This is a genomic window from Corynebacterium sp. UMB0012 (assembly GCF_030216265.1).
In the GTDB taxonomy this organism is placed as follows: Bacteria; Actinomycetota; Actinomycetes; order Mycobacteriales; family Mycobacteriaceae; genus Corynebacterium.
The window spans coordinates 13080-27685 of the sequence record NZ_JASOKQ010000028.1; the positions used below are offsets into that span (position 1 = coordinate 13080).

At 62.2% G+C, this 14606-nt stretch carries 16 protein-coding genes and 1 tRNA gene; 5 read left to right on the forward strand and 12 right to left on the reverse strand.

Going from position 1 to position 14606, the window contains the following annotated elements; genetic code table 11:
• The first annotated feature begins 213 nt into the window (after positions 1-213).
• Positions 214-2124 (forward strand): solute carrier family 23 protein, encoded by a 1911-nt coding sequence (locus QP324_RS10720; RefSeq protein ID WP_284768747.1) that lies wholly within the window; start codon positions 214-216, stop codon positions 2122-2124.
• Here QP324_RS10720 and QP324_RS10725 read toward each other — a convergent pair whose 3' ends face one another.
• Positions 2125-2715 carry a hypothetical protein gene (locus QP324_RS10725; RefSeq protein ID WP_239278386.1) on the reverse strand — a complete coding sequence of 197 codons (591 nt, stop codon included), beginning with the start codon at positions 2713-2715 and terminating at the stop codon, positions 2125-2127. It lies immediately after the preceding gene.
• 78 nt (positions 2716-2793) lie between these two features.
• Positions 2794-2875: transfer RNA gene (locus QP324_RS10730), tRNA-Leu, on the reverse strand.
• 90 nt (positions 2876-2965) lie between these two features.
• Between QP324_RS10730 and QP324_RS10735 the strand changes: the two genes are divergently transcribed.
• Both QP324_RS10735 and QP324_RS10740 read left to right on the forward strand, forming a co-directional pair.
• Entirely contained in the window at positions 2966-3388 is a 423-nt protein-coding gene (locus tag QP324_RS10735) for a hypothetical protein (protein ID WP_284816029.1), read from the forward strand.
• Positions 3389-3390: 2 nt separating this feature from the next.
• Positions 3391-3735, forward strand: coding sequence for a DUF3817 domain-containing protein (locus tag QP324_RS10740; protein WP_179386919.1), 345 nt, complete (start codon positions 3391-3393; stop codon positions 3733-3735).
• Here QP324_RS10740 and rdgB read toward each other — a convergent pair.
• The 8 genes from rdgB to clpS all read right to left on the reverse strand — a co-directional run bounded on the left by rdgB (position 3732) and on the right by clpS (position 9151).
• Positions 3732-4340: an RdgB/HAM1 family non-canonical purine NTP pyrophosphatase gene (gene rdgB / locus QP324_RS10745; RefSeq protein WP_005327300.1), complete on the reverse strand. Its 609-nt coding sequence runs from the start codon at positions 4338-4340 to the stop codon at positions 3732-3734. The two genes, QP324_RS10740 and rdgB, sit on opposite strands and share 4 nt — an antisense overlap.
• Positions 4334-5062, reverse strand: a complete 729-nt coding sequence (rph, locus tag QP324_RS10750; protein ID WP_005323955.1) for a ribonuclease PH — start codon at positions 5060-5062, stop codon at positions 4334-4336. The genes rdgB and rph overlap by 7 nt, the downstream gene beginning before the upstream one ends.
• Positions 5063-5077: 15 nt before the next feature.
• Entirely contained in the window at positions 5078-5839 is a 762-nt protein-coding gene (locus QP324_RS10755) for an MBL fold metallo-hydrolase (protein ID WP_239194593.1), read from the reverse strand.
• A gap of 72 nt (positions 5840-5911) precedes the next feature.
• Positions 5912-6691, reverse strand: a complete 780-nt coding sequence (gene murI, locus QP324_RS10760; protein ID WP_284816030.1) for a glutamate racemase — start codon at positions 6689-6691, stop codon at positions 5912-5914.
• Positions 6691-7344: a rhomboid family intramembrane serine protease gene (locus QP324_RS10765; protein WP_284816031.1), complete on the reverse strand. Its 654-nt coding sequence runs from the start codon at positions 7342-7344 to the stop codon at positions 6691-6693. The genes murI and QP324_RS10765 overlap by 1 nt, the downstream gene beginning before the upstream one ends.
• Positions 7345-7357: 13 nt before the next feature.
• A complete protein-coding gene (locus QP324_RS10770; protein WP_284816036.1) occupies positions 7358-8284 on the reverse strand; it encodes a P1 family peptidase in 927 nt (308 codons plus the stop codon).
• Positions 8284-8820, reverse strand: coding sequence for a DUF2017 domain-containing protein (locus QP324_RS10775; RefSeq protein ID WP_005327313.1), 537 nt, complete (start codon positions 8818-8820; stop codon positions 8284-8286). Before QP324_RS10775 ends, QP324_RS10770 begins: the two co-directional genes overlap by 1 nt.
• A 4-nt stretch (positions 8821-8824) precedes the next feature.
• Positions 8825-9151, reverse strand: coding sequence for an ATP-dependent Clp protease adapter ClpS (clpS, locus tag QP324_RS10780; RefSeq protein WP_005323948.1), 327 nt, complete (start codon positions 9149-9151; stop codon positions 8825-8827).
• 122 nt (positions 9152-9273) lie between these two features.
• Between clpS and QP324_RS10785 the strand changes: the two genes are divergently transcribed.
• Together QP324_RS10785 and QP324_RS10790 are read left to right on the forward strand one after the other, a co-directional pair.
• On the forward strand, positions 9274-10602 hold the full coding sequence (locus tag QP324_RS10785) for a nicotinate phosphoribosyltransferase (protein ID WP_284816032.1): 1329 nt from the start codon (positions 9274-9276) through the stop codon (positions 10600-10602).
• 18 nt (positions 10603-10620) lie between these two features.
• Positions 10621-12600 (forward strand): ATP-dependent DNA helicase, encoded by a 1980-nt coding sequence (locus QP324_RS10790; protein ID WP_284816033.1) that lies wholly within the window; start codon positions 10621-10623, stop codon positions 12598-12600.
• Here the strand turns inward: QP324_RS10790 and QP324_RS10795 are convergent.
• Together QP324_RS10795 and serB are read right to left on the reverse strand one after the other, a co-directional pair.
• Positions 12566-13297, reverse strand: a complete 732-nt coding sequence (locus tag QP324_RS10795) for an aminoacyl-tRNA hydrolase (protein WP_284816034.1) — start codon at positions 13295-13297, stop codon at positions 12566-12568. The genes QP324_RS10790 and QP324_RS10795 overlap by 35 nt on opposite strands.
• On the reverse strand, positions 13290-14480 hold the full coding sequence (gene serB, locus QP324_RS10800) for a phosphoserine phosphatase SerB (RefSeq protein ID WP_284816035.1): 1191 nt from the start codon (positions 14478-14480) through the stop codon (positions 13290-13292). The genes QP324_RS10795 and serB overlap by 8 nt, the downstream gene beginning before the upstream one ends.
• Positions 14481-14606: the final 126 nt, after the last annotated feature.

Here is a 14606-nt window from a genome sequence, read left to right on the forward strand (position 1 = left end):
AATAACAAGTCTCGCAAACGTTTGAAAGCCAAGTAATAAACCGGTCGTGTTGTTTAGCTGGTTAGTGATTTCATGCAGTACGCACGTACGTCTTTTATCGGGGGTGAACTAGCCCCGAACGTGTCCCTCATCACCCTAAGATTTTGGCCCCTACCTGCACGAACCTCTACTGTTAATCCCGTTCAGCTTCGCTTCCGCACAAAGGAGGACTTCGTGGCTTCGCAGCCCAAGCATCCAGTAGATATCGTCCCACCCGCCCCCAAACTAGCTGCCTTGGGTTTACAGCATGTGCTGGCGTTTTATGCCGGCGCAGTCATCGTCCCGCTGCTTATTGCCGGCTCGCTCAATCTGGATGCGGAAACCACCATCCACCTCATTAATGCGGATCTGTTGACCTGTGGCATAGCGACGATCATTCAATCCCTGGGCGTCGGCAAGCGCATTGGCGTGCGCCTGCCCATCGTGCAGGGCGTGACTACAACGGCCGTCTCCCCGATTATTGCCATTGGCTTGGGCGCGACCGACGGCGCGGGCGGGGTGGCCTCGCTGCCAACCATTTATGGCGCCATTATTGTCGCCGGCCTTTTTACCTTCTTTGCGGCGCCGGTCTTTGGCAAGGTGCTGCGCTTCTTCCCGCCGGTGGTCACCGGCTCGGTCCTGCTGGTCATGGGTACGTCGCTGCTTGGGGTGTCGGCCAATGACTTTGTCAATTACGCCGAGGGCGTGCCGGCCACCCGCGACTTGCTCTATGGCTTTGGCACGCTCGCAGTCATCATCTTGGTGCAGCGTTTTTCCTCCGGCTTCCTGGGTACCCTGGCCGTGCTCATCGGCCTAGTCTTAGGCACTGGCGTGGCGCTCGTGCTTGGCGACGCCTCCTTTGACGAGGTCTCCTCCGCCCCCGCCCTCGGCATTACTACCCCGTTCTACTTCGGTATGCCGAAGTTTGACCTGGTAGCGATTTTCTCGCTCATCATCGTCATGATCATCACCATGGTGGAGACCACCGGTGACGTCTTTGCCACCGGCGAGATTGTAAAAAAGCGCATCCGCCGCGATGACGTCGTGCGTGCCATTCGCGCCGATGGCCTGTCCACCCTGGTGGGCGGCGTGATGAACTCCTTCCCGTATACCTGCTTTGCCCAAAACGTTGGCCTGGTGCGCCTGACCAGCGTGAAGTCGCGCTGGGTGGCCGTTGCCGCCGCCGGGTTCATGATGGTGCTGGGCATTTTGCCTAAGGCCGGCGCGGTCGTGGCCTCCATCCCCTCCCCCGTTCTCGGCGGCGCCTCCCTGGCGCTTTTTGCCAACGTGGCGTGGGTGGGCCTGCAGACCATCGCCAAGGCCGATCTTTCCGATGGCCGCAACTCCGTCATCGTCACCTCCGCGCTGGGGCTGGCTATGTTGGTGACCTTCAAACCGGATATCGCCACCGCCTTCCCGGAGTGGGCGCAAACCTTCGTCTCTTCTGGCATGTCCATCGGCGCCATTACCGCCATCGTGCTCAACCTTTTGTTCTTCCACACAGGGGGCAAGCAGGGAACGCAGGTGTCTCGGGCCGTCGGCAAGAGCGTGAGCTTGCAGCAGCTCAATGCCGCCTCCCGCGAGGAATTCGTCTCCGCGCTGCGCCCTCTGTTTAATAACGAGACTTGGCCGCTGGAGCTGGCGTGGGAGTCGCGGCCCTTCGGCGATGTTAATGAACTGCGCGCGGCCATTCAGGTGGCCGTGCTGACCGCGGATGATTCCCGCCGCGCCGCCCTCATCCACGATTACCCGGCCATGGATAAGCTGCTGCTTGCCGACGCCGACGAGGCTGCCACCATCTCCGCCGACCGCGGCTCCCTCGGTCTGACCGACTTGGATGATGTACAGACCGAGCGCATCACCGAGCTTTCCGCCGCCTACCGCGAGCGCTTTGACATGCCTTTTGTGGCCTATTTGGATACCAATGACACCGTCGACCGCGTCATTGATGCCGGCGTGCGCCGCCTGGCCAACTCCCCGGAGCAGGAGTACCGCACCGCGCTGGGCGAAATCGTAGAAATTGCCAACGACCGCTTCGATATCCTGCTGGCCGATGCCAACCCGGTCCGCTCCTCGTGGGACCGCAAGTTCACCGAGGTGGACTAGTTAGCGAAAGGAAAAGTCCACCTCGGCCTCTGGGTCCACGCCGGAAATAATGCCGGTGTAGAACTGCTTGGCCTGGGATTGGAGGACATCGCGATTATCGGCGATGTCCTCTTTCTTTTTGTCCTCATTGAGGATTTTAGTGATGGTTTCCGCCTTATCGATATCCGGGGTAATCCAGCTCAGCGCGCCGTTGTCCTCCACCGCGGTTTCGAAATTCTCATCCGAGTGCCCGATGAAAATGAACTCTGGGATCTCCACGCGGAAGTGGTGCGGGGATTCTTCTTCCACTCGCACCTGGGAACCTTCGATGCCGAGCTTCGCGCGGTAGGAGTACTTGATGTACTGGGTGCGCTCGCTGCCCGGGACCTGCCAATTCCACAGCTTGCTGGTGGCGGATTCCTCCGATAGGCCCTCGATACCCAGCGAGACGAGCACCACCTGCTCTTCGCGCTCCACGGCCTTGATGACCTTGGTATTACTCGATTCGGTCTCCACCTCCACCGGTTCCCGCACCTGCCAAATGAACACCGCGGCGGCAGCCACGGTGGCAATGAGAATGACGGCGACAAGGGTGGAAAGCAGCTTTTTCATGATGACCATCTTAAGGCGAATATGCGGGCGGTGATATGCGAAAGCGCCGCCGGCTTCGAGAGCCAGCGGCGCCGATAGTGCGCCCGGTGAGACTTGAACTCACACGTCATAAGACACTAGAACCTAAATCTAGCGCGTCTGCCAATTCCGCCACGGGCGCGGGGGACTTGCCATAGTGTACACGGCACGCCGTCAATCCAGAAACCAGGGGTGTTCTGTTTTCCGGCCGCTGGTGGGTAGGGTGGATCGCGTGAGCACTCAAGAGGAAAAGAAGATCAAGCGCGTGCAGGTGCGGTGGTGGCACATCCTCCTCATCGCGTTTTTCGTCGTGCTCTTCCTATTCCTGGCCTATTGGCAATGGACGCGCTTCCGCTCCGGCTCGGGTACCTTCCAAAACTTGGGCTATGCCTTCCAGTGGCCGCTGTTCGCCGTGTTCGTGGTCTACGCCTATCGCACCACGCTGCGCTATGAAAACGAGCGCCTCGCGGCCGAGGAAGAAGCCCGCGACATGGATAGCACCGTCACTGAGGCCCCGGCTGAATCTCCCGCACAGCCGCAGGCGGAAACCAAAATCGATGAGGATTTCCTGCCCCAGCGGCCGCAGATAGATGTGGAAACGTTCAACGCCATGAATACCCCGCGCCGCCGGCGCGGCGAGAATGAAGAAAGCTGATTATGACCAATAAAGTTCACCCCGCCCGCCAAGCCCGCATCCGCGGACCTTTGAAGTTTTTCTCCATCGCGGCCACCGTGACCGGTATCTTCCTGATTATCCTGGTCATCCGCATGGTCTGCCAGTACCTCATCGGCATGGAGATCCCAGAATGGGCCACCTATATCGCGATCGTGCACGGCATCGCGTACATGACCTACCTGCTGTCCATCCTCATCCTCGGCCCGCGCGCGCTGTGGCCGGTGGGCAAGCTCTTTACCACCGCCCTTGCCGGCGTGGTGCCCTTCCTGTCCTTCTGGATGGAGCACAAGCGCCGCAAGGAGATTAAGGAGGAGTTCCAGCTTTAGGAACTGCGAACCAGCTCCGCGATGGCGGGGACTAGTTGACTTAGAGCGCGGCCGCGATGCGAGACCGCGTTCTTTTCTTCTGGGGACATCTCCGCAGCCGACCGGGACTCGCCTTCTGGCTGAAAGAGCGGATCATAGCCAAAGCCGTTGTCCCCGCGCGGCTCGCGCAGGAAGCGGCCTTCCCAGCGGCCCTCGGCCACGTGCTCGGTGCCATCGGGAGTCACGAGCGCGCAGACGGAGACGAAAGCGGCGGCGCGGCGCTCATCGGGGACATCGGCCATCTGCGCCAAGACCAGGTCATTATTGGCCTGGTCATTGCCGTGCTGGCCGGACCAGCGGGCGGAAAGCACGCCGGGCATGCCGTTGAGCTCTTCGATAGCCAGGCCAGAATCATCCGCGACGGTAGCAAAGCCGGTCGCAGCCGCGCCGGCGCGGGCCTTGATAAGCGCGTTATCGGCAAAGGTGCGGCCGTCTTCTACCGGCTCCGGGTAAGGCTCCACTGCGGATAGCGGGCGTAGCTCGACGCCCTCGATGCCGGCGTCGGCCAGGATGCGCTCGAGCTCGGCGAGCTTCTTCGGATTATTGGACGCGACGAGAATTACCACCCCAGCGCCGCCTTCTGTGCGGCGATGAGCTCACGGCAGCCCTTCTGCGCTACGTCTAGCATCTCGTTGAGCTCCTCGCGGCCAAAGAGTCCGTGCTCACCGGTGCCCTGGATTTCTACGAAGTCGCCGGATTCTTGCATTACTACGTTGAGATCGACCTCGGCGCGGGAGTCTTCCTCATAGGGCAGGTCGAGGCAGATTTCGCCATCAATGATGCCAACCGAGACCGCAGCGATGGGATCGAGCAGCGGCTCGCCGGGGACAACGCCCTCGGCCTTGAGGTGTGCGATGGCGTCGGCAAGCGCAACATAGGCGCCGGTGATAGACGCAGTGCGGGTGCCGCCATCGGCCTGCAGGACGTCACAGTCGAGCTGGATGGTGTTCTCGCCCAACTCCTCCAAGTCCACCGCAGCGCGCAGGGAGCGGCCGACGAGGCGGGAAATCTCATGGGTGCGGCCCTTGACCTTGCCCTTCATGGATTCGCGCGGCATGCGGTCGTGGGTGGCAGAAGGCAGCATGGCGTACTCGGCGGTAAGCCAGCCTTCGCCCGAATCACGCTTGAAGCGCGGCACGCCGTATTCCACGGATGCGGTGCACATGACGCGGGTATTGCCAAACTCCACCAGCACCGAGCCGGCCGGGTTGGTGGTGAAATTGCGGGTAATGCGGACGCTGCGCATCTGGTCGAGCGCGCGCCCATCGGCACGAGTAAATTCAGTCATGCCGTCCAGCGTATCTTAGAACTCCATCCCCGCGGCGCCGAGGACAATCTCGCCGTCGAATTCGGAGCGGGCTGCCTCCAAAGTAGCTTGCGCATCGCCCCACGGCTGAATGTGGATGAGCACCAGCTTGCTCACACCCGCCTCGCGCGCCGCCCTACCGGCTTCCGCGCCCGACATGTGCATGTCCGGCGCCTTGCCCTCAGAGGTCTCGCCCCAGGCCGCCTCACAGAGGAAGATATCGGCGCCGCGGGCGGCTTCGACAAGCGCGGGCGTATACGAAGAGTCACCGGAATAGGTAATAGTCTGGCCCGTCTTCGTGTGCTCCACGCGCAAGGCATAGGCCTCTACCGGGTGGTTTACCGGGAAGGGGGTGATATAGACATCGTCCACGAGCTGGCGCTCGCCCGGCTCCCAGGCGCTAAAGGCGAAGGTATCGGACATGTCATCGATGCCATCGACCTCATCGGAGGACAGGCGGCCCAGGTGCGTGGGCGTAGCCTTCGGCCCGAAGCACATATTGCGCGAAGCCGCAGGAGCCGTGGGATGGAAGCGGCGCCACACCATCAGGGAGGGAAAATCCAGGCAGTGATCGGCATGCAAATGGCTAAAGGCCACGTGCGCATCACAAGGATCCTGCTGCTGTTCCAGCTGCGCCAAGGTGCCAGGGCCCATATCGAGGACGATGGACGGCGCATTATCAAAGGACAGCAAGTAGCCGGAGGCGGGATTTTGGGCGGTGGGGACGCTACCGGAGCAGCCTAGGATGGTCAGCTTCATGGGCTCAATAGTTCCATGAAATCGCCCCGCATGCGTACTCAACGTGCAAAACGGGGGAGAAATTATGCCTACTTAAACAATCTGCGGGCCGAGGAAGCGCGTGGCAAGGCGGGCAAAGGCTTCCGGATCTCCGGTGGATTCAAAAGTGTGGACCGGCTGATTCTCTGCGGGGGCCAACATATCCGTCTCGGTGAGAATTCGCATGACGTCCTTGGTGGTCTCCTCCGAGGAGCTCACCAACGAAACATTATCGCCCATCGCCAGCTGGATAATGCCGGTCAGCAGCGGATAGTGCGTGCAGCCCAGGACCAGCGTGTCTACCCCTTGTGCCTGCAGCGGGGCCAGGTAGCCCTCGGCCACGCCGAGGATTTGGCGGCCGGCGGTAATGCCGCGCTCGACAAAGGGAACAAAATCCGGGCAGGCGGTGGCAAAGGCCTGCACCTTGGGGTTGAGCGCAAAGAGATCCTGATAGGCGCCAGACTTGATGGTGCCTTCGGTGCCGATGACACCGATTTTTCCGTTGCGCGTGGTGGACATGGCACGGCGCACCGCGGGCCGGATGACCTCCACGATGGGGATATCGTAGCGTTCGCGCGCATCGTGTAAGAAGGCGGCGGTTGCGGTATTGCAGGCAATCACCAGCATCTTGCAGCCACGCTCCACGAGCTTATCGGCTACGTCCTGGGAAAAGGCGCGCACCTCGGAGATAGGCCGCGGGCCATAAGGACTGTGGGCGGTATCGCCGGTATAGATGACGGATTCGTGCGGCAGCTGTTCCATCACCGCGCGGGCCACGGTGAGCCCGCCCACGCCGGAATCAAAGATGCCGATGGGAGAGGTCGCAGTTGGCATTAGCGCTTCACTGCCTTAACCGGGTCGTCCGAGGTAATGGTCATACCGGCGAGGATTCCGCCGATGGCACCGAAGAGGTGGCCCTGCCAGCTCACGCCCTCGTAGACGGGCAACACGCCCCATACCAAGCCGGAATAGGCGAAGCCGAGCACGATGCCCAAGATGGTCTGGATGAGCGAATGGTTAAAAATTCCGCGCACAATCAGGTACGCCAGCCAGCCATAGACCAAGCTGGAAGCACCGATATGCGAGGTACCGGGGCCGCCGATAAACCAGGTTCCAAGGCCCGCAACCAGCGTGGTGATCAGCGTGACCTCCCACCAGGCCTTGCGGCCGGAAAGACCGATGAGGAAGCAAAAGATGGCGCCGGGCACCGAGTTAGACATCAAGTGCTCAAAGTTCGCGTGGAGCAGCGGGGCGGTAACAATGCCCCAGATTCCATTGAAGTCCAGCGGGCGAATGCCGTAATTAGAAAGCTGGCCGCCGAACAGGAAGGCGTTGATGATGTGGACCGCCCATTCCACCACGAGGAAGCCAAAGGCTATAGAAAAGCCGGTGGTGATGCGGCCACTGCGGGTGTAGTTCTTGGAATCGCCGCGATTGACCTGGCCCGCGGGCGCCGGCCGGTAGTTAGATGTTCCACCTGAAGTCATAATGCGCCTTATCTTAGTCCAGCAGATCGCGGTACGCGCTCAAGCCTAGGCCGGGGTTGGCGGCGGTGACCGCGTTGACGATGGCTTCTTCCACGGCGTCGGCGGCCGCGGCACACAGCTGGGTTACCATCTGCGTACTCAGTTCGGCCGGGCGCTTGGCGGTGGACAGGGTAAAGATCGTGTCCCCATCCAGCGGCGAATGCGCAGGACGCACCGCACGGGCGATGCCGTCGTGGGCAGTCATGGCCAGGCGCTGGGCTTGGGCGGTGGTAACGGGGGCGTCGGTAAGCACGGCGCCGATGGTGGTATTGAGCTTGGACTCCGCAGGGTGCGGCAAGGCGCGGTAGGCGGCAGCATTGACCGCGGTGCGCCCCGGCGCGCCGTACAGGCGGCCGGACTGCGGCTCAATGACCTCGCCCACAGGGTTGGCAACCATCGCGGCGCTGACCTCGTAGTCACCCACCCGGCGCGTGGCCAGCCCGAAGCCGCCGCGCAGTTTGCCAGCAGTGGCTCCTACTCCGGCTCCCACCGAACCCATGGATTCATCGTTGTCCGCAAGGGCAGCTCGCAACGCGGCCGCGCCTTCTTCCGGCCCGGGGCGGGAAGGCCCGACCAGCAGGTCAAAAATGACGGCGCCGGGAACGATGGGCACGCGCGGCCCAGGCTTATCCTCACCAAAGACGGGAAAGCCGATCCCCCTCTCTGCCAGCTCATTCATCACGCCGTCGGCAGCGGCCAGGCCAAAAGCAGAACCGCCTGCTAACACCACGGCGTGGACGCGCTCGACCGTATTATACGGCTGTAAAAGATCCGTTTCGCGGGTGCCTGGGCCGCCGCCGCGCACATCGACGCTGCCGAGCGCTCCGCCAGGCCCGCAGTAGAGCACCGTGACTCCGGTATCGGTGCCGCTATAGTGCCCAATGCTCATGCCGTCCAGCATTAGTCCATCAGCACCTGCAGCAGCGAATCTTGACAGAACGCCAGCCATTCCACGAGGCTGTCGCGGTCAGACATCAGGTTGTTATCGGCCACATCGCCCGCCGCGACAAAGAGGCGGAGGTCGTTGAGGCCAGCAACGAAGGCCTGGGCCTCTTGCTCGTTGATGGTGACCTCTACCCCACCGGTAGGTCCGAGGGCAGAGCCAATTACCTGCAGGTTTTCCAGCTTTGCGCGCGCAATGTCGTTTTCATGCAGGGAGCGCAGCAATGATGCATCGCCTTCATATTCCTCATCGCCGGGCATTTCAAAGTCCGGGAAGAGACGGGCCAGCGAGGGATCGTCCGGGGCTTCGGTGTGGCCGGTAGGCATATCCAGCATCTCTGCCAGTTCGTCCTTAGGCGCGGACTGGGCGCGCTTAATGATCGCCTCTGAAACAGTGGCGGTGAGATCTCCTAGTACCTCGCGCTCCATCGGTTCGAATACGGCCGTGATCTTCGGCGCGCGCATGAGGGACTTCTTTTTCTTCCACGGTTGCATCTATTTAACCTGCCTGCTGCATCGTTGCCCACAGACCTGCGATCTGGAGCTTTTTCACGTCCGCTTCGATCTTGTCGCGCTCGCCGCTGGACACGGCGGCCTTGCCCTCGGTGTGGACCTGCATCATGAGTTCATTGGCTCGCTTCTTGTCATAGCCCAACACGGTTTGGAATACATAGGACACGTAGCTCATCAAGTTGACGGGGTCATCCCACACGATGCACATCCACGGCAGGTTCTCGCTCGTGGCTACGTCTACGTCGAGTTCTTCATCCAATTCGGGCGTAGCCATCGGAGAGCTCATCCGGACTACAGGAAATTGCGCCTTCATGCCCTCTAGCCTAACCATATTTGGGAATCTATTGTGGGCCCGCGCAATCTGGCTTCGCACATTCCGGCGCCAAAGAATCTAAACCCCTGAAAACCACCTAGTCAGTGGGTATTATCACTCCCGTGAATGACAAAGCTATCCCTAATGATCGCTCTACTGCACTGCTCACGGATAAATATGAGCTAACGATGCTCCAGGCCGCGCTGCGCGATGGCTCGGCAAACCGCCAGGTCACCTGCGAGGTATTCAGCCGCCGCCTGCCCAATGAGCGCCGCTATGGCGTCGTTGCAGGCACCGAGCGCGTCCTGCGCGCAGTGGAGGATTTCCGTTTTTCGGCCAATCAGTTAGCGGAGATGGACTTCCTGGATGAGCAGACTAAGGAGTACCTGCGCCACTATCGCTTCTCCGGGCAGATTGACGGTTACCGCGAGGGCGAGCTTTATTTCCCCAACTCCCCCATCCTGACGGTGCGCGGCACCTTTGGGGAGTGCTTGGTTTTGGAGACCGTCATCTTGTCCATCATGAACGCCGATTCCGCAGTGGCTTCGGCCGCTTCCCGCATGGTCACGGCGGCCGACGGCCGGCCCATCATCGAGATGGGATCGCGCCGCACTCACGAGTATGCGGCGGTAACCTCCGCCCGCGCGGCCTACCTGGCCGGGTTCGATGCCACCTCCAACCTGGAGGCAGGCTACCGCTACGGCATTCCGGTCTCCGGCACTGCCGCCCACTCCTGGACCTTGGCGCATACCAACCCGGATGGCACCCCGAACGAAGAGGCCGCCTTCCGCTCCCAGATCGACACCCTTGGCGTAGACACCACTCTGTTGGTCGATACCTATGACATCACAAAGGGCGTCGAGACCGCAGTGAAGGTAGGTGGCCCGCAGCTAGGTGGGGTCCGCATCGATTCCGGTGACCTTGGTGCGGTTACCCGCCGCGTGCGCAAGCAGCTGGATGATTTGGGCAACCACAATACCAATATCGTGGTCTCCTCTGACCTCGACGAGTTCGCCATTGCCGGCCTGCGCGGCGATCCGGTCGATGTCTACGGCGTCGGCACGTCCGTGGTCACCGGCTCCGGCGCGCCTACAGCCGGCATGGTCTACAAGGTAGTGGAGGTAGATGGCATCCCAGTGGCCAAGCGCTCTACTTCCAAGCAATCCGTCGGCGGTGCCAAGCGCGCGCTACGCACCTACCGTTCCTCCGGCGTCGCCGTGGAGGAAATCGTCTACCCCTTTGAGGCACCGGCGCCGGATACCGGCCAGCTCGATACCCGCGAGATGACCATTCCGCTCATGCGCGATGGCCACATCGTCGACGGACTGCCGGATCTGCATGCCTCCCGCGAGTATCTGGATCAGGCCCGCAAGACCCTGCCATGGGAAGGCCTGGCGCTCTCGCGCGATGAGGCGGCCGTACCCACGCGGATGGTGGGCTTTAAAAAGTAGGCCGCTAGACTGTGTGGGGTGAGTGAGCACGCAGATGAGCCCCTAAACCTCGACACGGAAACGCTGCTGGGCAAGGCCGTTGACGCGCTGGGCGGCAGCCGGCGCGAAGGCCAGGTGCGCATGGCCACCGCCGTCTCGGCTGCGCTCGAAAAGGAGCGCCACCTGGCAGTGCAGGCCGGTACCGGTACCGGTAAATCCTTGGCCTACTTGGTCCCGGCTATCCGGCATGCGATGAACTCGGGGTCCACCGTCATCGTCTCTACCGCTACCCTAGCCTTGCAGCGCCAGCTGGTGGAGCGCGATCTGCCGCGGCTTACTGAGGCGCTCGCCCCTGTCATGGAGCGTACGCCCACCTTCGCCATCATGAAGGGCCGCAATAACTACCTGTGCATGAATAAGATTGCGGCTACCCCGGATGATCCGGAAGCACTTATCGACGAATCCGAGATCTCCCACCGCGGCAAGGCCGTGCGCCGTATCCACGAGTGGGCGCAGGAAACTGACACTGGTGACCGCGATGATCTAGAGCCGGGCGTGCCGGACGTGGTGTGGCGGGCGGTATCGGTAACCTCCAACGAGTGCTTGGGCGCTTCGCGCTGCCCGCACGGGCCGGATTGCTTTGCGGAAGAGGCTCGCAGGGCGGCTGCCGACGTCGACATCGTGGTCACCAACCACGCCATGCTCGCCATCGACGCGGTTTCTGAGGCAAATATCTTGCCTGAGCACGACGTCGCCATTATCGATGAGGCCCACGAGCTCGACGGCCGCATCACCTCCGTTTCTACCGCGGAGATTACTACCCGCGCCATCAAGATGGCCGCCAACCGCGCGAAGTCGCTGGGTAATGCCGGCAACCTCTCGGACTTGGCCGAGGAATTTGATGACCTGATGAAAATCCAAGAGCCAGGCCGTTGGACCGACTTAGATGAAACCTCACAGGGCCACCTGCGCGCGCTTGCCGACGAATTCCTGCGCGTTAAGTCCCTCATTTCTCGCGCACCAGAAGGCGAAGCCACCGACGATCCGGAGAAAAACGCCGAGCGCCAAAACTTGAGCAACCACCTCTCCGACCTCGCGCAGGCCGTGGCGCGCATGCTGGAGGTTTTCGCCACCGATGACCCGGCCAAGCAAGACGACGTCGTCTGGCTCGAGCGCGATCCGCGCAGCGACGCCGAGACCCTCGCCGTGGCTCCCCTATCCATCGCCCACATGCTGCGCGAGAACCTCTTTGGGGAGCAAACGGTGGTGTTGACCTCGGCCACCCTCGCCCTCGGTGGACGCTTCGATGCCATGGCCGCCCAGTGGGGCATGCCGAGCGGCACCTACGACACCTTGGACGCGGGCACGCCTTTCGACCCAGCCAAATCCGGCATCCTGTACACCGCCAAGCACCTGCCCGCGCCGGGCCGCGATGGCCTGCCCAAAGAAACCATCGATGAGATCTATGAGCTCATTATGGCCGCCGGCGGGCGCACGCTTGGCCTGTTCTCCGCCCGCCGCGCGGCAGAAGAGGCGGCTACCGCCCTCAAGCCGCGCATCCCCTTTGACCTTTTCGTGCAAGGCGAGGATTCCATCGGCGCACTGGTAGAGAAGTTCTCCCAGAAGGAAAACTCCTGCCTCTTCGGCACGCTTACCCTGTGGCAAGGCGTGGACGTGCCGGGGCCGGCCTGTTCGCTGGTCATCATCGACCGCATTCCGTTCCCCCGGCCGGACGATCCCCTGATGCAGGCGCGCGCCCAGGCAGCCGATGCTGCGGGCCGCTCCGGGTTCATGGAGGTTTCCGCCAACCACGCCGCCTTGCTCATGGCACAGGGCGCAGGCCGCCTGCTGCGCCACGTGACCGACCGCGGAGTGGTGGCCGTGCTCGATAACCGCTTGGAGTATAAGCGCTACGGCAGCTTCCTCAAGGCCTCCATGCCGCGCTTTTGGCAAACCACCGACCCGGATACGGTGCGCGGCGCGCTTAAGCGATTAGTCGCCGCAGGGCGCACACGGTAGCCGAGTCGGGCGCAATCTCCGTGAACCCGGCGTCCACGATGACCACGGCGCCGTCCTGCGCGCAGGCCGTGCGAAAATCTTCGCCAGACACCTCGCGCACCGAAAGCTTAAAACCGGTGTCGGCCCAAGCACGAGCCTCCTCCTCCGACATCGCCGCGGCGAGCATCATCGAACCGTGGCCCACCTGCGCTGCGGCCTTGCCCGCAGACATGTCGAGGCTGCGGTCGACGTAGATGACGGGGGCGTCGCCAAGCGGGGCTCCTGGCTCATCATAGGCAAGGTCAGTGTGACCGATTTGCAGCTTGCTGATGAGCGGATCCACCTCCCCCACGGCCGAAGGCGCAAAGGCCCGGGCACGGTCCGCCACGGTCACGCCGGGCAGGCTCTGCACATCGCGCCAGGCCTTATTGCGGGCCCGGCGGGCGATCTTGCGGATGCGGTGGCCGTACCACTGGCCCAGGGCGTGGGCGAAGGCCCCGTCCTCCCCCGCGCGCTCGTCCAAGCACACGGCCACAACGGCGCTGGCGGCCGCCTCCAGCACCTCCGTGCGCGCCGGCGGCTCCTGCTTTGGCAGGTTAAGCGCAATCTGCATCGCTTGGATGGTGGAGGGCTCGTCAGGGTTTTCTGGGTCATCGCGCCACGAGCGCGAGTCACAAGCTTCTACCAAGCGCTGGTGGGCGATTTCAAACTTATCCACGCACAACTTCCTCGGCCGGGATTCCCAAAATCTGTAGTACTTCATCCAGCCGCCGGTGATTTACCGAGGTATCCGCCACTTCTTGCAGCGCCGGCTTAGCGTTAAAGGCGATGCCCAGTCCCGCGGCGGTAATCATATCGATGTCATTGGCACCATCGCCCACGGCGACCGTCTGGCGCATGCCTACCCCGGAATCTGCGGCGAATTCCCGCAGGAATTCCTCCTTGGCCTTGCGGTCAACCACCTTGCCGGTTACGCGGCCGGTGAGCTTGCCATCGGCGATTTCCAAGGTATTGGCGCGGACGTAATCTAGTTGCATTTCTGCGGCTAGTCCCTCCAGGACTTGAATGAACCCGCCCGAGACCACAGCGGTGCGATAACCGATGCGGTTGAGCGTGGCAATAGTCTCGCGGGCACCGGGGGTCAGCTGAATCTCGCGGGCTACCTCATCAATGATGGAAGCATCCAGGCCGGCCAAAACGGCCACGCGCTCGCGCAGGGACTCCTCAAAGTCCAATTCGCCGCGCATAGCCCGGGCCGTGATGGCGGCAACCTCTTCCTCCTTGCCGGCGTGCGCGGCCAGCATCTCGATGACCTCGCCTTGAATGAGGGTGCTGTCGCAGTCGAAGCAGACGAGGCGCTTGGAGCGCCGGCCCAGACCCGCCGGCTCGATGGCAATATCGATGCCAATTTGCTGTGCGAGCTCTGCCAGCGCCTGGCGTACAGGTGCCGCGGAACCATCAAGGGACAAGGAAAGCTCCAGCCCGGTCAGCGGAGAAGTGGAAAGCCCGCGGATGCGATCGATATTGGCATCAAAGTTAGCCAATACGCGGGCGACCTCCTCTACGTGGTGAGCGGTTACTTCCGTTCCCATGAGGACCACCGCATGCGTGGAGCGAGCTCGTGCGTTAGATTCCTCCTCCCGCACGTCCACGGATACCTGCTGCCCGTAGATGCTCAAGGTATTGCGCAAACCTTGTTCAATCTGCTCGGCGCGCGTACGGGGAATGCGGGTATGGGCAGCGAGGGTGATGCGGCCGGAAAAGATGGCCTGTTCGACGTCGACAAGCGCGGCGCTATAAGACGCCAACACGCGGAAGAAGGCCGCCGAGACCCCGGGCTTGTCCGGCCCAGTGGTGGTAATGACGGCATAGGTATCAGCTTGGGTACTCACGCCGCCCATTATCGCACGTAGGGCAAATAAGATACGCCAAAGCCGCCTCCCACGGCCTTTGTGAACTGGCCCCCGAAAGTTGGACTGGTTTAATTCTAGGCGGTTAGGGCTTCAAGGGTCTGATTTCGATATTGC